At 55.9% G+C, this 22,832-nt stretch carries 22 protein-coding genes and 2 pseudogenes; 13 read left to right on the top strand and 11 right to left on the bottom strand.

The features are described from left to right. Positions 1 to 147: 147 nt before the first annotated feature. Positions 148 to 531: pseudogene (locus tag ABQ278_RS21285) on the top strand (transposase); the annotation flags it as partial. Positions 532 to 753: 222 nt separating this feature from the next. On the opposite strand, the pseudogene ABQ278_RS21280 reads toward ABQ278_RS21285, so the two are convergent. Next, positions 754 to 945 (bottom strand): annotated as a pseudogene (locus ABQ278_RS21280) (transposase); the annotation flags it as partial. Between the two features lie 198 nt (positions 946 to 1,143). Here ABQ278_RS21280 and ABQ278_RS21275 point away from each other — a divergent pair. From ABQ278_RS21275 to ABQ278_RS21265, 3 genes are all read left to right on the top strand, one after another. Next, positions 1,144 to 1,662, top strand: a complete 519-nt coding sequence (locus tag ABQ278_RS21275; protein ID WP_349323004.1) for a sigma-70 family RNA polymerase sigma factor — start codon at positions 1,144 to 1,146, stop codon at positions 1,660 to 1,662. Positions 1,663 to 1,741: 79 nt separating this feature from the next. Then, entirely contained in the window at positions 1,742 to 2,710 is a 969-nt protein-coding gene (locus tag ABQ278_RS21270) for a FecR domain-containing protein (protein WP_349323003.1), read from the top strand. A 157-nt stretch (positions 2,711 to 2,867) separates the two neighbouring features. Continuing rightward, positions 2,868 to 5,795, top strand: a complete 2,928-nt coding sequence (locus ABQ278_RS21265) for a TonB-dependent receptor domain-containing protein (RefSeq protein WP_349323002.1) — start codon at positions 2,868 to 2,870, stop codon at positions 5,793 to 5,795. Between the two features lie 59 nt (positions 5,796 to 5,854). Here the strand turns inward: ABQ278_RS21265 and ABQ278_RS21260 are convergent, their stop codons facing one another. From ABQ278_RS21260 to ABQ278_RS21250, 3 genes are all read right to left on the bottom strand, one after another. Continuing rightward, entirely contained in the window at positions 5,855 to 6,259 is a 405-nt protein-coding gene (locus tag ABQ278_RS21260; RefSeq protein WP_349323001.1) for a YbaN family protein, read from the bottom strand. Continuing rightward, positions 6,256 to 6,912 (bottom strand): TonB family protein, encoded by a 657-nt coding sequence (locus tag ABQ278_RS21255; protein WP_349323000.1) that lies wholly within the window; start codon positions 6,910 to 6,912, stop codon positions 6,256 to 6,258. The genes ABQ278_RS21260 and ABQ278_RS21255 overlap by 4 nt, the downstream gene beginning before the upstream one ends. A gap of 73 nt (positions 6,913 to 6,985) precedes the next feature. After that, entirely contained in the window at positions 6,986 to 7,585 is a 600-nt protein-coding gene (locus tag ABQ278_RS21250) for a biliverdin-producing heme oxygenase (protein ID WP_349322999.1), read from the bottom strand. 502 nt (positions 7,586 to 8,087) lie between these two features. Here ABQ278_RS21250 and ABQ278_RS21245 point away from each other — a divergent pair. The 3 genes from ABQ278_RS21245 (at position 8,088) to ABQ278_RS21235 (ending at position 13,406) form a co-directional block, all read left to right on the top strand. Next, entirely contained in the window at positions 8,088 to 9,218 is a 1,131-nt protein-coding gene (locus ABQ278_RS21245; RefSeq protein WP_349323065.1) for a Ca2+-dependent phosphoinositide-specific phospholipase C, read from the top strand. A gap of 264 nt (positions 9,219 to 9,482) precedes the next feature. Beyond that, the gene (locus ABQ278_RS21240) at positions 9,483 to 12,176 is read left to right on the top strand and encodes a TonB-dependent receptor (RefSeq protein WP_349322998.1); all 2,694 of its coding nucleotides are present in this window, start codon (positions 9,483 to 9,485) and stop codon (positions 12,174 to 12,176) included. A gap of 84 nt (positions 12,177 to 12,260) precedes the next feature. Then, positions 12,261 to 13,406: a glycerophosphodiester phosphodiesterase family protein gene (locus tag ABQ278_RS21235; protein WP_349322997.1), complete on the top strand. Its 1,146-nt coding sequence runs from the start codon at positions 12,261 to 12,263 to the stop codon at positions 13,404 to 13,406. A 979-nt stretch (positions 13,407 to 14,385) separates the two neighbouring features. Here the strand turns inward: ABQ278_RS21235 and ABQ278_RS21230 are convergent. Next, positions 14,386 to 14,733, bottom strand: coding sequence for a hypothetical protein (locus ABQ278_RS21230; RefSeq protein WP_349322996.1), 348 nt, complete (start codon positions 14,731 to 14,733; stop codon positions 14,386 to 14,388). 85 nt (positions 14,734 to 14,818) lie between these two features. Then, positions 14,819 to 15,085, bottom strand: a complete 267-nt coding sequence (locus ABQ278_RS21225) for a hypothetical protein (protein WP_349322995.1) — start codon at positions 15,083 to 15,085, stop codon at positions 14,819 to 14,821. On the opposite strand from ABQ278_RS21225, the gene ABQ278_RS21220 reads away from it, so the two are divergent. Then, a complete protein-coding gene (locus ABQ278_RS21220; protein WP_349322994.1) occupies positions 15,086 to 15,514 on the top strand; it encodes a response regulator in 429 nt (142 codons plus the stop codon). 127 nt (positions 15,515 to 15,641) lie between these two features. On the opposite strand, the gene ABQ278_RS21215 is transcribed toward ABQ278_RS21220, so the two are convergent. Then, entirely contained in the window at positions 15,642 to 15,911 is a 270-nt protein-coding gene (locus ABQ278_RS21215) for a hypothetical protein (protein WP_349322993.1), read from the bottom strand. Positions 15,912 to 16,368: 457 nt separating this feature from the next. Here ABQ278_RS21215 and ABQ278_RS21210 point away from each other — a divergent pair, with 457 nt between their 5' ends. Together ABQ278_RS21210 and ABQ278_RS21205 are read left to right on the top strand one after the other, a co-directional pair. Beyond that, the gene (locus ABQ278_RS21210; protein WP_349322992.1) at positions 16,369 to 16,689 is read left to right on the top strand and encodes a hypothetical protein; all 321 of its coding nucleotides are present in this window, start codon (positions 16,369 to 16,371) and stop codon (positions 16,687 to 16,689) included. A gap of 8 nt (positions 16,690 to 16,697) precedes the next feature. Continuing rightward, entirely contained in the window at positions 16,698 to 17,075 is a 378-nt protein-coding gene (locus tag ABQ278_RS21205) for a type II toxin-antitoxin system RelE/ParE family toxin (protein ID WP_349322991.1), read from the top strand. 10 nt (positions 17,076 to 17,085) lie between these two features. Here ABQ278_RS21205 and ABQ278_RS21200 read toward each other — a convergent pair whose 3' ends face one another. Beyond that, positions 17,086 to 17,304, bottom strand: a complete 219-nt coding sequence (locus ABQ278_RS21200) for a hypothetical protein (protein ID WP_349322990.1) — start codon at positions 17,302 to 17,304, stop codon at positions 17,086 to 17,088. A 172-nt stretch (positions 17,305 to 17,476) separates the two neighbouring features. Between ABQ278_RS21200 and ABQ278_RS21195 the strand changes: the two genes are divergently transcribed. Both ABQ278_RS21195 and ABQ278_RS21190 read left to right on the top strand, forming a co-directional pair. Continuing rightward, positions 17,477 to 17,731, top strand: a complete 255-nt coding sequence (locus ABQ278_RS21195) for an addiction module antitoxin (RefSeq protein ID WP_349322989.1) — start codon at positions 17,477 to 17,479, stop codon at positions 17,729 to 17,731. 2 nt (positions 17,732 to 17,733) lie between these two features. After that, complete coding sequence (locus tag ABQ278_RS21190; RefSeq protein WP_349322988.1) at positions 17,734 to 18,045, top strand: type II toxin-antitoxin system RelE/ParE family toxin; 312 nt, start codon at positions 17,734 to 17,736, stop codon at positions 18,043 to 18,045. A gap of 1,019 nt (positions 18,046 to 19,064) precedes the next feature. Here ABQ278_RS21190 and ABQ278_RS21185 read toward each other — a convergent pair. The 3 genes from ABQ278_RS21185 to tnpB all read right to left on the bottom strand — a co-directional run bounded on the left by ABQ278_RS21185 (position 19,065) and on the right by tnpB (position 21,458). Continuing rightward, positions 19,065 to 19,337: a hypothetical protein gene (locus ABQ278_RS21185; RefSeq protein ID WP_349319574.1), complete on the bottom strand. Its 273-nt coding sequence runs from the start codon at positions 19,335 to 19,337 to the stop codon at positions 19,065 to 19,067. Beyond that, complete coding sequence (locus ABQ278_RS21180; RefSeq protein WP_349322987.1) at positions 19,337 to 21,031, bottom strand: IS66 family transposase; 1,695 nt, start codon at positions 21,029 to 21,031, stop codon at positions 19,337 to 19,339. Before ABQ278_RS21180 ends, ABQ278_RS21185 begins: the two co-directional genes overlap by 1 nt. Before the next feature lie 79 nt (positions 21,032 to 21,110). Beyond that, on the bottom strand, positions 21,111 to 21,458 hold the full coding sequence (gene tnpB / locus ABQ278_RS21175) for an IS66 family insertion sequence element accessory protein TnpB (protein WP_349319573.1): 348 nt from the start codon (positions 21,456 to 21,458) through the stop codon (positions 21,111 to 21,113). Positions 21,459 to 21,959: 501 nt separating this feature from the next. Here tnpB and ABQ278_RS21170 point away from each other — a divergent pair. After that, a complete protein-coding gene (locus ABQ278_RS21170; protein WP_349322986.1) occupies positions 21,960 to 22,808 on the top strand; it encodes an energy transducer TonB in 849 nt (282 codons plus the stop codon). Positions 22,809 to 22,832: the final 24 nt, after the last annotated feature.

Genomic DNA, 22,832 nt, shown 5'->3' with positions numbered 1-22,832 from the left:
GAGTTGGACAGAAACTGGGCAGGCTTAAGAGAGAGTCTTGCCGGTTAATTGTCGCTGGCGGTGCCGCCAGATCCTCGGTGTTTCAGGCCACCATCTTTCCTTGATCGATTGAATCCCTTTCCTGCTGTTGAGACTGTGGGGCCCCATGCAAGCGGAACCGCGGAGCGCGAGGCCGCACTGGATATGCTTGGCCGCATGGAGGGGCGTCATCGCATCACATTGGCTGCAGACAAAGCCTACGATACGGCCGACTTCGTTGCCGCCTTGCGGGACATAAAGGTTACGCCACACGTCGCGCAGAACACGACGAACCGACGCTCGGCCATAGACGGTCGGACCACCCATCATTCCGGCTACGCCGTCAGTCAGCGCGTCCGCAAGCGCATCGAAGAAGTGTTCGGTTGGGCCAAGACCAGCGGCGGAATACGCAAGACACGCCATCGCGGAAAGGATCGCGTCGGCTGGATGTTCACCCTCACAGCCACCGCTTATAATCTGGTGAGGCTACCAAAGTTGCTGACGACAGCATAATCGCGCCCGTAAACCGCCGAAAGAAGCCGGATTAAGACAAAATCGGCCGAGAAGGCCGCTGAAAAGGCCTTATCACGGCTCATCTTCGAACCGTCTAGCGATGATCGGTGGAAAAATTGGCGCTATTTCCACAGCCTGTTAAATTAAGTAGCGTCCATTTGTTATGGCAAGTTGACCGCCCGAGCGAACTCGAGATTAAATAATATTTCAAGGGGCAACGTCGGCAGGGCTGCCGCCATAACGGCCTGGAAGCCGCCTGTAGCCAATCTGGGCAGCAATGCCGGCAAGGCTTGCCAAGCGTGCTATGCGGTTCGGAGAACAATCCTCGCCCTGGTCGCGCAGATCGTCGTGGAGTTTGCGATAGCCATAGATCTGGCCGCTATCTTCCCAGGCCTGACGGATCAGCGCCGACTTGTAGATCTTGCTCTATAACTTCGACATTGACGCCCTGCAAAGAAGAATGGATTTCTTCCATAAATATCGAACGACGGACATTGGCGAGTAGCATGAACACCATCTACTGCGCCATATTTACAACGGTTGACGGCGCTTAAAATTGAGAATAATTCGCAATTACGGCCACAGATACGGCCTTGCGATCCCGGTGTCCATGTGAGTCCTGACCATAGCCTCGATCTGTTTCTGCGCCATCGCAAGGCGCTGATCAACTATGCACGCCCCATTGTCGGTGACGATGCGCGGGCCGAGGACGTGGTGCAGGACGCCTGGCTGCGTTATGTGCGGTTCGCCGAAAAGCAGGCCTTCATCCTTAATCCGTCGAGTCTACTGTACCGCATCGTGCGCAACATCGCCATCGACGCCCGCCGACGTCAGTCACGCGAGGTCAATGGCGCTGGCGCGGAGATGGTGCTGGAAACCACAGCCGAAGGCAGCGCCGGGCCGGAAACCGCTACGGTCCATAAGGACGAGTTACGGCAGGTGATGACGGCACTAAAAGAACTTCCCGAACGCACACAGCGCGCTTTTCACCTGCATCGCCTCGACAATCTGACCTACAGCCAGATCGCCGCCGAACTAGGCATATCGCAGGGACTGGCGCATAGTCTGGTCGCCGCGGCGATGGTTCATTGCATGAAGCGTCTGAATCAAAAACAAGATATGGAAAAATAATTCTGAAGATCGGCGCGACCAGTTCGTCATAACCTCTGACCTCAATCCGCCGATCCGCGCACCGCAGGGATTTCGACCTTTGATTTCACAAGATGTGACGGCAACGCCCGATACCGACGACCTGTTTGAGCAGGCCGCGCACCTGTGGCTGGCCTTTCATAACACGCCGGAGGATGCCGGACTGCGCGAGACGGCGCGGACGTGGGCGGCGCAGAGCACCGACCATGCAGCGGCGTTGCAAGCAGCAGAAAAGGTATGGGGCCTGACCGGTCAGATGCCTCCCGCTACGGCCCATGCTCCGGCCTCGGTGAAAATCATTCCCTTCCGCCCGACTCGCCGTCAGATCGAGGGGGGGGCGGTCACTGCTCTCGCTGCCTGTCTGGCGCTGGCCATAGCCCCAACGGCCACCCTGTGGCTGAAGGCCGACTACCGAACCGGCCTCGGCGAAACCCGTAGCTTGACGCTGGCCGATGGATCGCAGGTGCAACTGGATACCAACAGCGCCATCGCCATCGATACTTTCGGCGACATACGCCGCGTTCACCTGCTCAAGGGGCGCGCCTTCTTCGCCGTGGCCCGGGACAAGGCACATCCGTTCACCGTCGAGGCCGCCGATACCAGCGTAACCGTCACCGGCACGCAGTTCGATGTGGCACTGGCCCCTAAGGCCGTCGATGTTGCCCTGTCCGAAGGCAGCGTTAATTTCGACCATAAGGGCGGCCAAAATCGCCTGACGCCCGGCGACCATTTGCACTATGGCCGCGACACCCGGACGACAGCAGTCACGCGCACCGCCGTTGCCGACATGTCGGCGTGGCGGCGTGGCAGGTTGCTGATCGAAGGCGATCGCCTGTCGGCCATTGTCGATCAAATCCGCCCCTATCATCGCGGCTTCATCTGGGTAACCGACGACGCCCTCGCCCACGAAACCGTCACAGGCGTGTTCGACCTGCGCGATCCAGCTGCGGCCCTGCGCGTTGCCGTCGCCCCATATGGCGGCCGCGTAACGCAGATTTCGCCGTGGCTGATCGTCGTTTCGGGACCCTAAGCGCATTGGCTGCGCCGAACTTCGTTTCGGATCAAATACGTAACAAGAGAAAACCAAAATAGGCGAAAAAAGTTCTGAAGATTTCGGTAACGCATCCGTCTTTCCCGCAAAACTGACACCAATGCGACTTAATCGCATCAACCGGGAAATATATGAGATGACTTTTCCGATCCGCGTCACGGCGCTGGCCCTGCTGCTGGCCACCACCTCGCCGCTGGGCTTTGCCGTCGCCGCCCATGCCCAAATCCAGAAGGAGACCGCGCCCCAAATCAACCGTCGTTTCGACATTCCGTCTCAGCCACTGGCTTCGGCCCTGACGCGCTTCGGCGATCAGGCCGACATGCAGGTGACGGTGGATACCGCATTGGTTGCCAGGTTGAAATCGCGCGCCGTGTCGGGGCAATTGGCTCCCGAGGCCGCCCTGACCCGCCTGCTGGCCGGCACCGGGCTTGTATGGCGTCACGCCGGGCCACGCGCCGTCGTGCTTGAAAAAGCCCCGTCTTCGACAGGCGCCCTATCGCTGGGCACCATCCGCGTCGAAGGCGCAAACGGCGGCGGCACAACAGGAATCGCCGGCACCTATGCCGAGGATGAGGCCCCCGAAGGTCGCGCCGATCGCGTCTATTCGCGCCCCAGTTCGACCGCCGAAATCCAACGCGAGACGCTGGAGCGCTTTCGTGGCACCTCGGTCGGCGACATGATCAAGGGCGTCGCCGGGGTGACGGCGGGCGATCCGCGCTCGGCCAACGCGCTCGACGTCAATATCCGCGGCATTCAGGGCCAGAGCCGCATCCCCGTCATCATCGACGGCACGCAGTCGGGTTTGGACACTTATCGCGGCTATGCCGGTCAGGCCCAGCGCAGCTATCTCGATCCCGACCTGATCAGCAGCGTCACCATCACCAAGGGCCCCAGCCTCGAAGCCAATGCCTCGGGCGCGATCGGCGGCACGGTCAGCATGGACACGCTGAAGCCCGCCGACATCCTGCGCGAAGGCAAGACGCAGGGCCTGCGTATCCGAACCGGCGTTTCGGATGCCTCGACCAAAGACCTGCCACCTTATGACGGCTTCCAGAGCGAAGACCGAAACGACATCACCGATCCCGGGAGTTGGTTCTTCAACATCGCTGCCGCCCGCACCGGCGAGCGTTTTGACGTGGTCGCCGCCTATGCCCGCCGCGAGAACGGCAACTATTTCGCAGGTAAAGACGGCTATGACCGTTTTCCGCAAACCGCTCGCACCGTCGCCCCGCTGAACCCGGCCAATGCCGAGGTATTCAATACCTCCAGTGACTCCGAGTCGATCCTCCTCAAAGGCACGTGGCGGATCGACGATTTTCAGACGCTGGAGGCCGGCTACCGCCGCTATGACGGCGAGCAGGGCGAGATCATGGCCTCGCAGATCCTGCGCGTGAACCGTCAGCGCGTGCCGCAGTGGGAGCCCGGCCAGATCAAGCTCGACAGCTATAATCTGCGCTATCGCTACCGCCCGCAGAACGACCTGATCGACCTGAAGGCCAATCTGTGGCTGACCAGGGCCGAGAGCCTGATGTACAACGGCCTGACCGGTGTGACGCCGTGGTTCATCGCACACCACACCGAATGGTTCGATGGCCCGACCTTCAATACCGAGGAAGGCTATCGCGCCGCTTACTGGAACGAACTGAGCATCGAAAAGACCGGAGGCGACGTCACCAACACCTCGCGCCTGTTCACCGATGCCGGACAGTTCGACTTCACCTACGGCGCATCCTTCACCAATGAAGACATCCGCCCCGGCCCAAACTCGCCCATCCTGTTCGAAGATCTGATCAATAACCGTTATCTGAAGAACGCCCGGCGCCACGAATATAGCCTGATCGGCGCGGTGAAGTGGCTGCCGACCGAGAAGATCGAGCTGGAACTGGGCGTGCGCTATAATCACGTCAAGATCGTTGATCGCAATCGCGATGCCGATGTCCTGACCGAAGCCGTCATCGGCCGCTATCGCGACACGCAGTTGCGCGGACCCAACCCGGCCAATCCGAACGCCCTGATCAACATCCAGCGCGTTTACTGGTATCCGGACGCCCAGGGCAATTTCACCGAAGCCTCGCTGCGCGCCTCCGCCTATGAGCGCGGCATAGTCGGTGACATCACCGGCTGGACCACCTATACGGCGGGTGCGGCGCAAAATCTGGTCGCGGCGACGAGCTGGACATGGACGACGCCTATCCAGCGCACCCACGACGCCGTCATGCCGTCGCTTAGCGCCAGTTACCGCTTCGACAACGGCGTGCTGGTCTATGCCAAATATGCCGAAGGCGTGAAGCTGCCCAGCCTGTTCGAATCGACGCTCGGCCTGTTCACCGCCGCCAAACCGACCGACGATCTGCGCCCGGAGCGCAACAAGAGCTGGGAGCTCGGAGTCAGCGGCCTGCGCCGCGACCTGTTCCGCACAGGTGACCGCGCCTCGCTGAAAATCGCCTATTTCGACACGCGGATCAAAGACCTGATCACCCGCGACTATCGTTCGATCTCGGCGGGCCTGATCCGCAATGTCGACAGCTTCAACGTCACCGGCATCGAGCTTCAGGGCGGCTACGACACGGGCAAGCTGTTCGCCGAACTGTCGGCGCACCACTACTTCAAGGCCGAAACCTGTGCCCCGGATATTGCCGCCGAACGTCGCCAGTACGGTAAGGATCGCAAGATCGCCGACCTGCTCAATACGCCGGACTGCGCTGAAGGCGGCTTCGAAGGCTCCTACACCAACACGCAGAACCCGCCGAAGTACAATGTCAACCTGACGCTGGGCGCGCGCCTGTTCGACAAGCGCCTGACGGTCGGCACACGCGCCGTCTACAATTCCGGCCCGATCAGCAAGCTGGATCAGGAATGGAATGTCGGCCTGTCGGCCATCCAGCAACTGTACCATCAGGCGACGATCATAGACGCCTTCACCAGCTATAAGCTCAACGATCAGATGGCCGTCGATCTCAATATCGACAACCTGACCGATGAATACTATCTCGATCCGCTGTCTCTGGCCGTCGTGCCCGCACCGGGCCGGACGGTGCGGCTGGCCCTCACCTACCGATACTAAAAAGAAAGGCCCGCAGTCACCTGCGGGCCTTTCTTTTTGTCTTGTTGGGAGGAATGATTTTACGGAACGCCTGGAGCGGGTCTGGTCACCACAAACAACGCACAAGCCACCATGATCGCACCGATTAACAGCATCAGCCACAGGGCCGGATGCGCGGCGAAGAGGAATATGGCGAACCCCGTCGCCATGCCGATACAGGCCATGATCTTGCCCTTGCGCGGAATGGCCTTGTCCTTGCGCCACGCGCGCAGCACCGGGCCGAACTGCGGATGATCGAGCAGCCATCCCTCCAGCTTCGGCGAAGACCGCGCGAAACACCACGCCGCCAGTATCAGGAAGATGGTCGTCGGCATCACCGGCAACATGGCGCCGATCAGCCCCAGCGCCACGAAGAGCAGACCGAGGCAGGTATAGAGGACGCGGCCGAGACGGCCTGTGCGGAGGAGCGTATGCGGATCGGTCATCGTGTAAAAAACTCGATGTCGAAGGCCAGTTCGATGGGGTTGCCCGGGATGTCGGCAGGCGGTTTGGGCAAGGGGCTGGCGCGTTTCAGCGTGTCGAGCGCCGCGCGGTCCAGAGCGCCCGAGCCCGATGAGCGCGACACGGCGCTGCTCAGCACCCGGCCCTCGCGGTCCATGCTGAAGCGCACCTGCACCACGCCCTGACGGCCACGCGCCGCTGTCGGATAGCGCTTGTGCCTTTCGATATGGCTGAGCAGTTGCGTGTGCCAGGTTTGGGGCGTGGTCGCCGCCAATGGCGCAGGTGGTGCCGGTTTTGCTGCCGGGGCTGTGTTTTCCGGTGCCGGCGCGGCCGCAATCGCCGTGGCTGGACGCGGCGTAGGCGGTGGCACCATGAGAGGCTCGACATCGGTGGGAAACATTTCGGGCAGCACGCGCTCCACCGGACGTGGTTCCGCGCGAGACGCCAGGGATTCGACCTGACGCTTGCCATCTGGACGCTCGGACGGCGGCTCCGGCGGGGCCTGAAGCGTCACAATCTCCACAGCAACTGCCGGTTCGTCTACCGTCAGCGGTATCGGCGGATACAGCCCCCACCACAGGGCCACGGCAACCGGAAGCGCGTGCAGCGTGACGGCGACAAGGACGCTAAACACCATACGGCCGGGCCGGGGCTTGGCCCGTCCCTCCAACCGCTGCAGGGCGGGCGGCGGGCGAAAATCGCTTAACCGGTCAAACGCCATCGAAGAAGCGCCGCACCAAGCCATGCACGCGGTTAAAGGCCGCCGCCGCCCCGGCGGCCACGCGTGCTTCTTCGTCAGGCGTCAATTCGATAGCGTCTAGCGCTGCTGTGAAGGTACGCCAGTGCAGGCCCCGGCCTTCATCGGCGGGAGCCAAGTGGCGCGCGCCCTTGGTGGCGTCGAGCCCCAGCTTGACGGCAAATTTCAGAAGGAAGGCAGCCCCAAGATTGGAGCCTTCGGCGACATAGAGCCAGCCCAGCGCCGTCGGCAGGTCCACGGCCTCACCAGATGTAAAATGCGGCGCACCGTCGGTTTCAGGCAATCCGACGGTAACATCGCGCAAGTCCAAGACTATTGCGTCGAGCCGCCGGCGGCCTTCCAGATCAGGCAGCAGCGCATCCAACTCCGCCACGGCGTAGAGCGCGGCGATGTCACGGTGAAACAGGTACTGCACGTTGAGGAGCTTTACGTAGTTCTCCACGCTGGTGAACGGATCGTGCGCCATGATTGCCATGTCGAGCCGATCATGCGTCGCGACCGTCCGCCCCTTTAACCTCTTTGAACGCCCGTCAATCTTCATATTCAGTGTCATATGCATGTTTCCGCAAAAATAGCGGCCGCGCCCCTGAATAACAAAGACCGGCTACTGTACGGAGACCATTCAACAATGGCCTCCAAACGTATGACGTTTGCCAACACGAATAATTCACATTTGCGTAAAATTTTTTCCATTCACTGTGTCTGGGTCGGAAATGGGAATTTAGAGAGGGCTTCATCGCATGCACCAAGGTTAAGTGACTTAACATGCGCCCCCAGTCGCTCAGCTTAAGTGCACACAGGGTAAAAAGCCTTACCCTAGTCACTTGGAACTGCGCGGACGGCCGCCTGTCTGACTGATAAGAGAGCCACCGTTTGTGCCGCCGCCGGGAACCGCAAGGTTACATTCTGCTTATCCTTCACCATCAGATATAGGCATTTATCACCTAGCCTAGCGTCATAAAATATTCAGGATAGCGTTTTGTTACGTTCGCGCGAGGTCGGTATTTTGGCACCATGCCGGGGACATACCCGGCGCAGAATGGGTCTATGTGAACATGTATATCCTCTGGTCATTTATGAGACGGGAATTCAGGTGCCGGGTGGCCCTACCCCTATCACTGCTGGCGATTGCCATGGGTTGCGCAAACGCCGCCTTATCTCAGGTCCCAACCACGCTTCGCCTCAATCAATTGCAGATTTTAGGATCTCACAATAGTTACAGGCCCTACCCCTCCCCCCTAACGGAAGCCAGGATGCGACATCTTTCAGAGGAGCATTGGCATGAGTTAGCCTATGGTCACCCACCTCTTGAAACGCAGCTGGCTTTAGGCCTTCACCAATTCGAGCTGGATGTTGGCGCCGACCCCACGGGTGGACTTTATGCCCAGCCCTATGATCAGGCACGTCCCGAGGTTCAGGCATTGATGGCCGCAAGCGGCGCCAAGGTTTTGCACTTCCCAAACTTCGACACAGACACGCACTGCCTGACCTTTCGTACATGCTTGGCGATTTTTGACCGCTGGTCGAAAGCACACCCTGATCATGACCCGATCGTCATCCTCGTTAACAGCAGTGATTTTCCAAAGACACTTGGACAACTGCCGCACGATGCGAATTTCGATGCGTCTACGATCAATGATCTCGACGCGGACATAGCGGCGGTCATAGGTTCTGAACGCGTGGTTACCCCAGACAAAGTACGGGGACATTTTGTCACCCTGCGCGATGCCGTGTTGGCGGGGAACTGGCCGGACATCGCGCATGTGCGGGGTCACTTCCTGTTTGTCCTTGATGGCAACGCAAACCACGAGGCCCTTTATCGTGAAGGGCATCCATCCTTAAGCGGGCGCCTCATGTTCGGTTTTTACGATGCATCTGAGCCGGAAGCCGCTATCTTCAATATTCAGGACCCTGTAAATGAGCAGGGTCATATCCGTGAAATGGTGCAAAAAGGGTTCATCGTGCGCACGCGCGCTGACGCTGATACAGAAGAGGCCCGCCTGCACGACGACACGCGCATGAGAGCCGCGCTGACCTCCGGCGCACAACTGATCAGCACGGACTATTATTCTGGCGTGCCCGATCCCCTGGCCCTGAATTATACCGCCGATTTTCAAGGCCCCTATTTCAGATGCAACCCAGTCGTGGCGCATTGCGCTCCGCAACCGCAAATCGACAATCATTAATAAAAAAATTCATATAAATATAGAATTTGAAATACTAATACACAGTATACAAAATTACCGACATATAATTAAAAAATAATATTAAATTACTCGCACAATACAATGTGCGAATAAGAAGAACTATGTCGCTTTTGTTATTTTAACAGGCAGCATTCCTATACAAGAATGACTGACCAGTAACCCTTGGTGACTGTAATGAATGTAAAAATACGCCCACCCGTTAAACTTCATGCTTACCTTATGCTTTCGACGATGAGTGCCTGTATGGCTCTCTCGACCGCTCACGCGGCTGAAGCACCAACGCCAACGTCCGGCGAAGTCATCGACGAGGTGGTGATTACCGGTAAGAAGCGTTCAAAATTGCTCGCTGAAAAGCGTGAAGACATCGGCACAAGCAGCCTGATATCGGGCGAAGACATGCGCCGCATTCCCTCAGCGAACGTCGTGGATACCTTGAGCCGTCTGCCTGGCGTCACGGCCTACAGCGATATGGGTCAAGGTATGGCTGCCACAGGTGAGAAGGAATACTTGACCTTGCGTGGCCTCGACTCCAGCTACAACGCTTATCAACTGAACGGCGTCACCGTCGCTCAGGCTGATCCGTCGACACGCGCCCTATCTCTTAAGATGCTAGCACCATATGGCCTGAGTTCAGTGAAGGTCATTAAGACGCCAGGCGCTCAGGACGAAGGCGCGGCGATCGGTGGCATTTTGGACCTGCGCACCCCCTCGGCCTTCGACTATAATGCCAGCCTCAACAAGCTGACCATCTCCGGAACCATGTCACAATTGGCCAAGGATCGTGGGGCCGATTACGCCGGCGGCAATATCCAGTACGAACTGGCTCGCAAATTCGGCCATTCGAGCCAATTCGGCTTTTACGGTGCGCTCTATTATGACCAGCGCAGCAGCGCCGGTGAGGCCATTGAAGCGGCAGACTATTCTCCAACCCTGGAATCTGAAAAAGACATCTCAGACTGGACAAAGCTGACCGGCGGCCTGACGGCTCGCAACGTCAAGTACGACTACTATGAAAATAAGACGACGCGGTCGGGCGGTAACTTCACCCTCGATTATCGTGCAGAGGGCCAAACCGCCTATCTGCGCGGCTCGCTTGGGCAATATGAAACCGAAGGCAGCGACACTCAGCATAGCGTCCTCACCGGCCTGGTTCAGCGCTACGCCAACGGCCGCTATGCCGGTATAGGCGTTATGCCGGGGAGCTATTACCAGATCCGCGATCAAAAGGATTCGCTCTGGACCCTGCAGGCCGGCGGCGCCACCATGCGTGACAAATGGACCTGGGACTATGACGTCAATTATAGCTTCGGTAAGATCACCAACCCGAACTATGTTGAAGGCAGCCTCTACGGCATGCCAAGCGTGGCCGGGGCCGCAGTGATCACACTGAGCGATCCAGAGCACCCGACGGTCGCCTTCGACTCCCAGGCCACCCACGACTACATGTATAGCCAATCTACGGATAGACTGTGGAAATTCCAGGGACACGATGGCTATTCGGACAGCGCCGTCACTGGCGCCAAGGCCAATCTGACCTACAAGGTGGAAAACGGCGTCTTTGACACGCTGAAAGCCGGTATCGTCTTCAGCCAGAACAAGCGCAGCCAGTACGACCATGCCTTCATGCACGATGGCGATAATTTCGTCATTCTGGGGCCTGACGGACGCAAGCGGGAATATTACGAAGGCGCTGGTCCTACCGTCGCTAACATGCCTGGCCGTAACGTCGAGGACGCATTTGACGGCGCTTATGACGGTCTTTTCAGAATCTATGATCGCGCCACTTTTGTGAACGGCATCGTGCCTTACAAATATACCAGCCAGTTCGCCAAGGACGCTTCGGGCGCTACCGTCGGCAATCCGGGCGCTTACGACGCGACTGACTTCAACGAAAAAACCGTCAATGTTGAAGAAGCGATCGCCGCAACCTATGTTCAGGCCTTGCTGAAATGGGATCAGGTCGAGATCGTACCCGGCTTGCGCTATGAACATACCAAGTTCAGTGAAAGCCATTGGCAAAAACAACCCGACCGCTCCGGCGCGTTTGTGTCCAGCGAAACGAGCTACGATAATGTTTTGCCAAGCGTTCTGGCCACGTTCCGGCCCACGGATTCAGACTGGGTCTATCGGGCTTCGGTTCGCAAATCCTTCCAGCGACCTTCCTTCGGGGCCCTCGCTTCGCCTGAGACGGTCACACGCGACGATGTGACCGGCAAGGTCATTGCCATCAGCAAGGGCAACCCCAATCTGAAACCCACGGAAGCCATCAACTATGATGCCTCTGCAGAGTTTTACGGCGATGCAGGTAGCCTGTTCGAGGTCAATGGCTTTTACAAGGACATGACCAACTACATTTACAATACAGCCGTGACGGGTGGCAGTGCGGTTCTGCCTTATGCTGACCAGGCCGGTCCTGACGGCATCATCTACTCACAGCCGCAAAATGGACAGAAGGCCAATATCTACGGTGTGGAAATCAATGGTCAGTACCGATTAGAAAACCTGACGACGACCTTGAATGGGTTCAGCCTGGGCGGCAATGTTACGGTCATGAAAAGCGAAGCGACCAGTGCCGATGGCCGCAAGACCTGGCTACCGCGCGCCCCGGAACTGCAATACAACGTCAGCCTCTATTATGATCGTGGGGCCTGGTCATCGACCCTAATCTATCAGCACGTCAGCGAGCAATTGCTGAGCCTGCGCGACACCAAACTCGACACGTACCTGCAACCTTACCAAACAGTCGATTTTGGTCTGAACTACCGGTTTAGCCATATGAATATTGGGTTGTCGGCGAAAAACCTGCTTGACGATGTCAGCTTCTACAAGACGACCGGCAAGTCAAAGGCCTATCTCGGCACCCAAGACGGTGGCGGCAACGGCTCCTACGTCAAGACAGGCCGCGTCATAACCCTTACGGCCAGCTACGCCTGGTAGATAACCCCCTGCCTATGAAGCCCTCGGATAATCCGGGGGCTTCACGTCTATTCCCGCATTACCTCACGCCCTCAAGGAACGTCCATGGTCGACCTCAGCCGCCGCGCCGTCTTACAATCAACCGCATCGCTGGCCACTGTCTGCGGAGGGCTGCTCGGCCTAAAGGGTACAGCCAGGGCGCAGGCCACGTCCTCGCGCCACATCCCCGTTCTGGCGCACAGAGGGGCATGCGCCCTGCGACCGGAGCATACCCTGGCGTCCTACGCCAAGGCGATTGCCGACGGGGCGGACTATATCGAACCCGATCTGATGCCGTCGAAGGACGGAGTCCTTGTAGCGACCCACGATGGCGAACTGAGCGGTGGCACCGACATTGCCAGCCGGCCAGAATTCGCCGATCGCAAACGTGATCTCACCATACTCGGCAGAACCGTCACAGGCTGGTTCGTCTCCGACCTGACTTTTACTGAGCTCAAGAGCTTACGACGTAAGGAAACCATGCCCAAGGTTCGCCAGGCCAATACCGCTTACGATGGTGAATTTCAGATGGTCAGTTTCGAAGAGATGATTGATTTTGTCGCCGCCGAATCCGTAACACGCGGCCGCCTGATCGGTCTTGTGCCCGAATTGAAATTTTCCACCTACTTCGCTTCTATCGGCCTGCCTCTGGAGGACAGGTTTCTCGACATTCTGTCGCGCCATAGCTATCTCCAGCGTGCGCCCCTGATTATTCAGTCATTTGAAATCGCCAATCTCAAATATCTGCGCGCAAAACTCGGTCGCAATGAACGGCTGAAAGTGATGCAACTGATCAATGACCTCGATCAGAAACCTATCGACGTCATGATGGCCGGTGGCAACATGACGTTTGCAGACATGACGTCTGCCCAGGGCTTAAAGGAGATTGCTAGATACGCCGATATTATCTCTCCGGACATCCGGACCCTCATTCCCCTCGACTCCAAGGGCCACCTTGGCCAACCCCATCCTATGATCGGCCTCGCTCACGCGGCAGGCCTGAAGGTACAGGGATACGAGTTCCGCCCCGAAAACCAATTCATCGCCGCGAACTTCCGAAACACTGAGGGCGACAGCGCCCGCAATGTTGAAGGCTCCATCAAGGAAATACACCATTACCTGCGTAATGGACTGGATGGCTTCTTCACCGATGATCCAGGTATTGGACGTCAGGCCGTCGACAGCTTTTTGGCTGGCCCCCGCGCATCCTAAACTTATGCCTTCCCGCATGGAAAGATGCTAGGCCACACCCGGCGGGGAGCAGGTGCGCGCGCAATCGGGCACCATATTGCTGTTCTTAAAAGCCTGGGCTAACTTCAATATACGCGATCGCATTCAGAATTACGCCCTCAAGCACGTCAGTTCGAAGAATTTGGTAGACGATCAATAAGGGAAATTGAAGACCGGTTAGGAGAAGGCTGAATTACTGATTGCTGCAACGTCAATGCAAATATATTGGTTCATGGTCGCTCCTGGCGCGTTTTCCTCCAAGCCCCCCTTTGTAACCCTCTCAAAGAAACTTGGCCTTGCGATGCTCTTGGCTCTATCACTCCTGCATGGCTATCCGCCCCGCCACTTCCCACACAGACTATATCCACGCCGTGCTATTCTCTTCATCTAATTCGGGTGCGGGTTGCTTCACGCCCCGATTTCCACCGCACGTGGGCACCTGTATTGCCTCACCAGTCGGGACGACGTCAGCAGAGACCTCATCATTTTTTACATTGGACACGTCATTATGGAGATCGGGCTGGGTTGGCATGGCATGGCATGGCCTGCTCGGGATTACGATGTGCTGGTAAAATGATGCTAAGCCGCACCGCAACAAATAACAACGCAAAGATTACCTCAGTGCGCCTTTTAGATCATACTTATCGTGAGACAATGACGCAGACATAATGACGACATTTAGCCCGCCTCTTATTAAGATCGAGACCCTGTCCGGTCAATTATGGGGCTTTTTCAGCGCTTCAAGAAAAACCAGCAAGCGTCACGTGGCGGCTAACGTGTTCAACCTGCGCCATAACGTCGGATATGGGTTGGACGCGGATGAACGTTCCTTACAATCTGGGAACGAACGCGAAAGACGATATCTCATGCGGTTAGAGCTCTATGGCTGGTGACGGGTATGACCGAGACCTATAAAGGGTCTCACAAACCCGCACACCAGCGCGAGTTCCGAGCTGTTTGATTATACCGCTTTCTTGTGCCGCTTCTTTTCAGTAGTCGTTGCGTCAGAGGTATTGGCCTCTAAATCCTGGCTGGATTTAGTCTCGGAAACGGTTGTTACGCCGGCAAGGCGTCTCTGGATTGCGAGGCCATAGAGTGAATCCAAAATTGTCCTGTCGGTAAGTTTGGGATCTTGCAATGCCGAAATGCCGGCTTTGATGACGGCCTTATTTTTGACTTCAGGTAAAATTGTTTTCACATGATCGAATAGGGCGTCGCCGGTCAATCCGTCCAATGCGCCCTGAACCAGACTGTCATAGACTATAGCCTTCTTCGGCTTTTTATTGCCCGATTTCTTCTTAGCACTCATTTGGATAACCTTATTCCCGGCCACAAATTCGTGACCACAATTCGTCAGTATACTGCATTTATTTCAATAATTCCAGAGGGGGCAATCACATCAAAAAAGCCAACGTAAAATCAAATAAATCAGCACTTAACGCATAAGGTTTGGCGGTTACAGAGAAAAATATCCCAAGAAAACATCCCAGGAAAAGCGTTAGTTTTAATTCGCGAAAACCATTCACTCGTGACCGCAAGGTCCATATTTGTGAAAACTCGCCCGACGATCGGTTGGCATTAACTTTTTGCACCGCATTTGTGTCACATGCATATGGTACAGAAGCATATTCATTCATCCGCCAGTCTTCTACAGGTGTCACTTGACGGCCGTAAACGCTCGCGCACCACTACTCACCCCTCGACTGCCGGTTCTACAGAAACCGCTGCGCGTTCTTGTGGTCGACGATAACGTCGGAGCTGCCGAAAGCGTTCGTGCTGCAATCGAGGACTTCGGCGATGTGGTTCAATCCTGCTGCAATGGGCCGGATGCGGTTTCGGTCGCCCGAGTCTTTCGGCCTAACGTTTTGTTTCTCGATCTGGCGATGCCGGGCATGGATGGTTTCGAAGTGGCCAATTTACTGCGGAAGGATCGCACATTCGAGGGCCTAAAGATAATTGCGCAGACCGGTTTCAACGATGACGAGTCCAGACGCCGGACGGCCAATTCGGGCTTTGACCTGTGCCTTTCAAAGCCGCTCAGCCTGAACGTTCTTGACGATATGCTAATGATGCTCAGGGCTGCAGCCTGACCGCCAGAAAATATCAGGCGAGCGAATACAAATAGCCGACGAAGCTGGATTTTGAAATATCCCGAAGCCGTTACCTGCCCGCAGCGGCTTTTTGAGCGGCCAGCCCGTCCATCTTCCGGTGGACCAATTAGACCACTTCAGCCAAATATCTCGGCCTTAATTCTCTGGGAAGCGCGAGTTCGGCCTCACGCTTTTGTCGCAGCGCTAAGTCAATCAGGGGGCGAACATCCGGTTTCAGAGCTATGGTCTGCGGCCTGAAGTCGCCATTCAGAAAATATGCACTGTCGAGGCTATCGTTCAGAACCAAGGACCAGACATCGTCCGGCAAGCCAAGGGCTCGCTTAAGAGGGATAGAAATATACTTTTGCTGAAAGACAAATTCCGGGTTGAGGGCCATATTTTGTTCCAATGCAGCTCTGAATGGTCTCACATTCTAGCCCATTAACCATCCTGCAAATATCACAATTGCGTTCCATGCATCTAGGCTGGCTCTATCGCGCCGTTTTTCAATCCGATGTGAGCCGTCCGCCGTTGCTCACATTTTGGACTCGCGGCCCAATGCGAGGAGACATTATATTATTGATTTTATTTTAGTTTTTGGTTGCGGGGGCCAGATTTGAACTGACGACCTTCAGGTTATGAGCCTGACGAGCTACCGGGCATTACAGGTGTTCTATACTGATTTATAAAGCTTATTTTTTCACATTTTACAAAACAAATTGGCGGGTGTGCCAACAAGTGTGTCAATTTTAGATCAATGTTGTCAACTTTTTGTGTGCTTGATCCAGGTTGGACGCATGGCATCATGTAGGTCCCCTTTTAAGCTGCCTGACGCCTAGCGCAAATGTCATCTATTGACATTTTCGCCCGATAAGGGCATTTTAAAGCTGTTGAAACCGACGAAGTGGGCTGTCATGACCAGTAGTTTGCACGTAAGTTTGCCTGATGAAATGCGCGCCTACGTCGATCTTCGCACCAGCGGCAAAGAGGCGTTTGCCACCCCCAGCGAATATGTCCGCGCCCTGATCCGCAGCGATATGGAAAAAGAGGCGGAACGGCTTTACGTCTTCAAAGAACTCCTGAAATCTTCCGACGATATTAAAAACGGTCGCACCTATTCTGCAGCAGACGTGGAACAGCATATGGACGACTTCCTCGACGGCCTGGATCGCTGACGCCGACGATGAACAGTAAAACCTATCGTCTGACCTTGACTGCCGAAACGCATTTAAAAAAGGCTGTGCGCGACACAAAGGAACGATGGGGCATCGCGCAGGCCAGAAAATACAGTGCGGCCTTATTGGCCGGATTTCAGCACATTGCTGAAAACCACGAGGGCTTCAACTCGCCCCACCGCGATGATCTGGCCGCAGGCACAGGCTTTTTAATCCATTTGGTGGAGCACCGCTATATTGCCTTTCAGCCTTATGACAAAGATACCATTATCATCATCGGGATTTTCCATGAAAGCATGGACATGCCAAATCGGCTGAAAGAATTACAGCATATGACCAGGTATGAAATCGCCACCATCCAGCGCGGTATTGACACGGGCAGTTGAGGCAGGCATCTTACGCCTCATCCTCGGCCAACGTGGCGACCAAATTGAGGATGCGGCGGCGGTGGTTGGCCGTGGCAATATGCGGAAAAGATTTCGCCAGTTCAAGGCCTTCGGTCGTGGTCAGGAACTGGCTTACATTCTCTTCTGAGGCAGATACGGAAAGATTATCATTGCCATCATCGGGCGCGTATGCCGCCCCTATTCCGAAATACCGGATTCGCTGCTTCATTGAGACATGTTCGCAATGGGCCAACAAACGGCCCGATGCGGAAATCACTGCAAAAGGTCGCTATGTTGAACTTTAACTTCACATCTGATCGGCGACCCGTAAGATTCCCTGTTTGCAAATATTGCCTTTGTATTCATTTTTAATTATCTTGAATACGGAAGCGAGGTTTTAAATGTCTCAGATGACCACCCTGACCGTTCGTGTAAGCGGAGTCCTTAGCGATTTTGTCGCTCAAAATGTAGGCAACAGTGGTACTTACGAAAACGTCAGTGAGTATATTCGCGACCTGATCCGAAGGGACAAGGCTCAAGCCGACGAGATTGCCTTTCAAAAGCTGAAGGCCGAGTTGACGCACGCCTTTGCCACACCTGAAGCCTCCTACAAGCCTCTGTCTGCCACTGACGTAATTGCTCGGAACCGGACTTAGTCGTGGCCGTTCTTATCCAAGAGGCTGCATCCTTTCGTCTTGATGAAATTTACCGCTATACTAGGGACACCTGGGGCGACGACCAAGCAGAAAAATACATCACTGGTTTGTTCAATGCCTTTGAGCGGATCGAGATGCAAGGCGCGATCTCGAGGCCAGTACCGGCAGAATTTGGCGTCAATGGGTATTTCTTCCGATACCAAGGCCATTTCGTCTATTGGCGTCGCCTATCGAGTGGCGATATAGGTATTGTGACAATCCTCCACCAGCGCATGCACCAGATCGCCCAGCTTAAGGACGAGTTCGGAGATTAGCACCTGGCATCCCAACCGCATAATCGGATAGAGTTCGCTGCGGTACATGGTCGCCTGTGCGCCCGTTCCGGACATCTGGGTGTAGATCGCCTGGCAAGCCCGAAACCGGTCATCGACGGGTCAGATTTCTCCAAGCAGACGGATCAAGGAATAGCGCAATGTCGCGCCCACTATGAATTAGTCTAGCCGATCGTGTGCTGCGTGGCGGTGTATCCGGCTGATTGACCGAAGTATTGTCGTAGGGGAAACGCATCCGCAAGGCAGTGGCTGAAGCGAAAGGTACTTAGTCTCCGAATTAATCATGGATTTCAGCCCAATCTTAATGGCCACATGCTACCGTGTGGTACGGGATTGAAGTAACAATATGGAATTTCGAAATGCTTAGGTGGGTTCTAATCTGTGCCGGAATAGCTTACGCCGAAGGCTCGCACGCCGAGTCCTTTAGCCAGCCCGACTAGATTAGCTATGTGACAGCGAAATCCGTAGATCACACGGCTGAAATGGTGGAGGACAATCCGACACAACGCGGGCGCGGCCACGTCTTCATCTACCGGTCAGGCTCTCGGCAGCATGAACGGGTGACCTCGTCCAACGGCTTCGTCCAAGACAGCTACGCCGATCTTGCAACCGGCTTCTCCTGGCAGGTAACTCGAAAGGCCGACAAGAAGCTGTTTTCTCTGGCCGCCAGCGGTCCAACAAAGCACTACCCTGCCACTGTTACGAGAACGTCTGCAACGGATCGGCTTATCGGGGAGCGCTGTCACGTTTGGGCGTTTAGCCAAGATATGGGCTCCGGAATGCCGCCCCTCATTTCGAAGAAGTGCATTACATCGGACGGCATTTTACTCTGGACAAAGACGTTCTATTCGAGCGGGTCAATCATGTCGTCGGCCAAGGCCGTCGCGGTCAAACGTCGCCCCATTAAATTGGCCGAGGTCGTCGTACCCGTTGATGCCCTAACATTGTCTTCATATAGCCGATGGAACGTACCCATTCGCCCAAGGCCACAGGGGGTATGATTATTTCTTTTTGTAGAACAGTTCAGTTTTCTTACGTTGCTCGACGTAATGCTCCCGATTGTCTTTCAGAGCCTCGATCAGGTAGTCGATCCCATCTGTGTTAAAAACAGTAATCGACTCCTTTGTTTCATCGGCTGGGTAATCGTCGTAAACGGTAAAGCACCCGTCTTCAGAGAACATTTCTATCGTTACTTCGCGTAGAAGATCTTCGTCTTCCTCGAGCTGCCGGGCGACATATTTAAGCGTAAAAAAATGACTGTCGCGATATGCCATCAGTCCGCCTGAGTTTTGTTTTGGGTTGAGGGCTGCCAGTTCCAGGGGAGCAGCTCATCAAGACGTCGAGCGGGATGCTCTGCAATACGCGCGAGGATATCAGCAAGCCAGATCTGCGGATCGATTTTGTTCATCTTGGCGGTAACAATCAGACTGTACATGGCCGCAGCCCTTTGGCCTCCGCGATCTGACCCACAGAAGGTCCAGTTTCGACGGCCCAAAGCTATGCCTCTTAACGCCCGTTCGGCAGCATTGTTCGACAGACAGACCCGACCATCCGTCAGGAAGAGTGTGAAGGCGTGCCAGCGGCTGAGCATGTAATTCAAGGCTTTGCGCAGGTCATGCCCGTTAGGCAGCTTCGCTTTCTGATCTTGCATCCAGGGCTCCAGATCGTCGATGATGGGTTTACTTAGCATTTGGCGGACAGCGTGACGCTCTTCAGGACTTTTGCCATTGATGCCACGCTCGATCTCGAAGAGGGCATCGATCCGGCGCACCATTTCCATGGCAACAGGCGACAGGACGGACGGCTTCTTACCTTCGGCCTTACGGCGTGCATTCTGTTCGACGTCGGCCATGATGAAGAAGGGCCTCCTCGCATGCGCCCAGCAGGCAGCTTCTAAAATGGGCCCGGGACTTCGCCCCGGTTTATAAATTTCACCATACCCGGAGTAGGCGTCGGCCTGGAACAGACCTTTAAATTTAATCAGATGCGCTTGAGGATGTTCTCCACCGCGATCGCGGGAATAATAGAACATGGCCGATGGTGGCGACGTGCCCCCGAAGGGCTTGTCGTCTTTTACATAGCCCCATATTCGGCCCGTAATCGTCTTCCCCTCTGCCAGAACAGGCACTGTGGTGTCATCGCCGTGTAAACGCTCGGCCTTGAAGGTGTGCGCCTCAACCAGTCGGATCAGAGGCGCCAGCGCCAGACAGCTGGCGCCAACCAGATCAGCGACCGTTGACAGGCTGATCGGTACCCCTTCCAGCGCATAGCGCTCAATCTGACGATTGAGAGGTTGGTGCTGACCGAACTTCTCGAACAGGATCATGGCTATAAGGCTGGGGCCGGCCCACCCCCGTGGAATGGTATGGAACGGCGATGGCGCCTGGCTGATTTTCTCGCAATCCCGGCATGAGAACTTCTCGCGTACGGTTTCAATGACCTTCCACGTGCGCGGAATAGATTCGAGCGTCTTCGTGACATCTTCGCTGAGCTTGCGCAGACGATCGCTGCCACAGCAGTCGCAGACGGTTGGTCCAGGCACAACGACGCGTTCGCGAGGCAGGTGTTCTGGGAAGTTTAAACGGGTATGAGGCCGGCTGCGCGTAAAGCCAGCCACATGCGTCGCTTTTGAGACCGCCATCTCCGCCAACAGCTCGGCTTCCGTCGCTGTCGCCTCAAGCTCTTCAAAGGTCATTTCAAGCTGATCGGTCAGGCGGGCCGATCGTTCAGATGTCTGGCCATGGATTTGCCTCTGAAGCTTCTCGATGACAAGCTTCTGGTGGGCGATTATCGCCATATCCTCAGCTGCCTTGGCCTGAGCCACAGCGTATTCCGCCGCAAGGGTGCTGTGAGACGCCGATTTATGCCTTAGGGCCTCTTCAGCTGCCAGCCGTTCTGAGCGCGCTAATACCAGCTCCGCCCGTAGGGCAGCGACATCATCCGGCAAGGCGTCCAGGGCGTGATCCATATACAGGAATGAATCATAAATCCCTTTCCCTGTATAGGGTTTTCGCTATATCTGATTCAACATTCTGTGACCTTAAATCCTAGCCGGCGCTGGTCGGTCGCCAGCTATGTTGGGGATTTCTCCACTCAATACCTTCGAGCAAAAAAGACATCTGACCGCTCGTCAGCTGGATCGCGCCGTCAACGGTTGAAGGCCAGATGAAGCGTCCATGGTCCAGTCTTTTGGTATAAAGCGACAGCCCAACCCCATCATGCCAGATCGCCTTAATCAACCGACCACTACGCCCCCGGAAGACATAGACATCGCCGGCGAAGGGCTGTCGGTGAAGATGTTCCTGGACCAACAAGGACAGTCCAGTCATGCCTTTCCTCATATCGAAGTGACCTGTGGCAATCCAGATTTTAGCGCCCGAACCGATGGGGATCATCGCAAGCTCTTCATGATCGCCGAGACCAGTTCAAGAGAAGCCCCAGCGCCAATGCTCACACGAGCGCCGATTTTGAAGTCGACTGTTATCAAACCCGCGCCTGACTCTGACCCAGCGCCCGCCGGCCCATCCGCAAGTATAGCGGGACTGAAAGAAACGCCGCTGCTGGCCGCCAGAAACTGATCCCGCCATCTGTAAATCAGGCTTGTCGCCACATCGAACTGCCGGGCAACCTCTGTCACGCTCGAACCAGGCGAAAACGCCAGAGAGACAATCTCGCGACGCTGACTATCATGCCATTTCCGCCGACGTTCCGGGCCATTTAATAGAATTCCACGCGTCATAATTTGCAGCCTGCACTCGTAAGGACGTCCCTAACAGCGCAGCATCACAGATTAAATGCGCAATTGGAATGTGGCCCCTTACGGAGGGATACGATGGAACGCGGGCACGTCTGATTCACCCAATGACGAGGTTCTTTTGTTTAGTTCAAGGCCCGATATGCAAGGCCCGACACAATCCATTCTGATACGCCGGTTTGGCGACCTGTCGATGCGGGATGATAGAACACAATCGCAGCGAATAAGAACCTATCTCAGTGTAGACTATCGCCTGACCGTTTCTGAATTGCCGTCCGGAATCCTTGAGCGCATGGACCTCGTTCCACGCCATCCAGAGCAAGAGCGTGGCGTCCGCCGCGTGCCTCTCAAACCACCCCAATACCAGACGGTACTCGGTGAACGCTGCCAGGTATTCGATATGGCGCCAGGCGTAATGGATTACAGCAATTTGCAATGTCTGACAAAAGACGGTCTCACGCTATCTGAGCGCACCGGTGGGTGGGGCAGTTCCTATGGCGGAAGCGCCGCTCGCTTGGCACGTCGAACCCTTGTGTATGCTGACTTGGCGCCTCCCGCCGACATTCTGACCGGCAAATGGACCGGGTTGGGGGCTCTTAAACCCATACCGTTAAAGCCAAAAGCGATCACCGGCCCATCAACACAATCGACGCCGTTATCGGATATCCGGTACACAGTCCCGCAATGGGTTAAGGCGCCAACGCCCAAAGCAATGTCGAAATATTATCCAAGCAAAGCATATAGTGACGAAGTCGAAGGCCTTGCCGTATTGGACTGCCAGATTGGTGCTGGCGGGTCAGTCATTGCCTGCTCAGTCATATCCGAGTCCCCGCGCGGTTATGGCTTCGGCCAGGCTACGATTGCGTTTTTAAAAGGCGCCATGCAGATGAAACCCGGCACTTACAAAGCGAATGATCACATTAAGTCGACGCTGAAATGGACTTTATCTGATACAGCAGCCGATCCCCTTCTCAACAGTTCCGTTCACTGAATGAGACGCCATCTGTCGTGAATT

Origin of the sequence: Asticcacaulis sp. MM231 (assembly GCF_964186625.1) — a bacterium.
GTDB lineage: Bacteria > Pseudomonadota > Alphaproteobacteria > Caulobacterales > Caulobacteraceae > Asticcacaulis.
This window is presented reverse-complemented; position numbering and strand designations above follow the sequence as displayed.

Excerpts from the sequence above, each read along its gene's own strand:
- ABQ278_RS21265 (WP_349323002.1), top strand. The coding sequence starts at position 2,868 with ATGACTTTTCCGATCCGCGTCACGGCGCTGGCCCTGCTGCTGGCCACC.
- ABQ278_RS21260 (WP_349323001.1), bottom strand. The coding sequence starts at position 6,259 with ATGACCGATCCGCATACGCTCCTCCGCACAGGCCGTCTCGGCCGCGTC.
- ABQ278_RS21255 (WP_349323000.1), bottom strand. The coding sequence starts at position 6,912 with ATGGTGTTTAGCGTCCTTGTCGCCGTCACGCTGCACGCGCTTCCGGTT.
- ABQ278_RS21250 (WP_349322999.1), bottom strand. The coding sequence starts at position 7,585 with ATGACACTGAATATGAAGATTGACGGGCGTTCAAAGAGGTTAAAGGGG.
- ABQ278_RS21245 (WP_349323065.1), top strand. The coding sequence starts at position 8,088 with ATGTATATCCTCTGGTCATTTATGAGACGGGAATTCAGGTGCCGGGTG.
- ABQ278_RS21240 (WP_349322998.1), top strand. The coding sequence starts at position 9,483 with ATGGCTCTCTCGACCGCTCACGCGGCTGAAGCACCAACGCCAACGTCC.
- ABQ278_RS21235 (WP_349322997.1), top strand. The coding sequence starts at position 12,261 with ATGGTCGACCTCAGCCGCCGCGCCGTCTTACAATCAACCGCATCGCTG.
- ABQ278_RS21230 (WP_349322996.1), bottom strand. The coding sequence starts at position 14,733 with ATGAGTGCTAAGAAGAAATCGGGCAATAAAAAGCCGAAGAAGGCTATA.
- ABQ278_RS21215 (WP_349322993.1), bottom strand. The coding sequence starts at position 15,911 with ATGGCCCTCAACCCGGAATTTGTCTTTCAGCAAAAGTATATTTCTATC.
- ABQ278_RS21205 (WP_349322991.1), top strand. The coding sequence starts at position 16,698 with ATGAACAGTAAAACCTATCGTCTGACCTTGACTGCCGAAACGCATTTA.
- ABQ278_RS21200 (WP_349322990.1), bottom strand. The coding sequence starts at position 17,304 with ATGAAGCAGCGAATCCGGTATTTCGGAATAGGGGCGGCATACGCGCCC.
- ABQ278_RS21195 (WP_349322989.1), top strand. The coding sequence starts at position 17,477 with ATGTCTCAGATGACCACCCTGACCGTTCGTGTAAGCGGAGTCCTTAGC.
- ABQ278_RS21185 (WP_349319574.1), bottom strand. The coding sequence starts at position 19,337 with ATGGCATATCGCGACAGTCATTTTTTTACGCTTAAATATGTCGCCCGG.
- ABQ278_RS21180 (WP_349322987.1), bottom strand. The coding sequence starts at position 21,031 with ATGGATCACGCCCTGGACGCCTTGCCGGATGATGTCGCTGCCCTACGG.
- tnpB (WP_349319573.1), bottom strand. The coding sequence starts at position 21,458 with ATGATCCCCATCGGTTCGGGCGCTAAAATCTGGATTGCCACAGGTCAC.
- ABQ278_RS21170 (WP_349322986.1), top strand. The coding sequence starts at position 21,960 with ATGCAAGGCCCGACACAATCCATTCTGATACGCCGGTTTGGCGACCTG.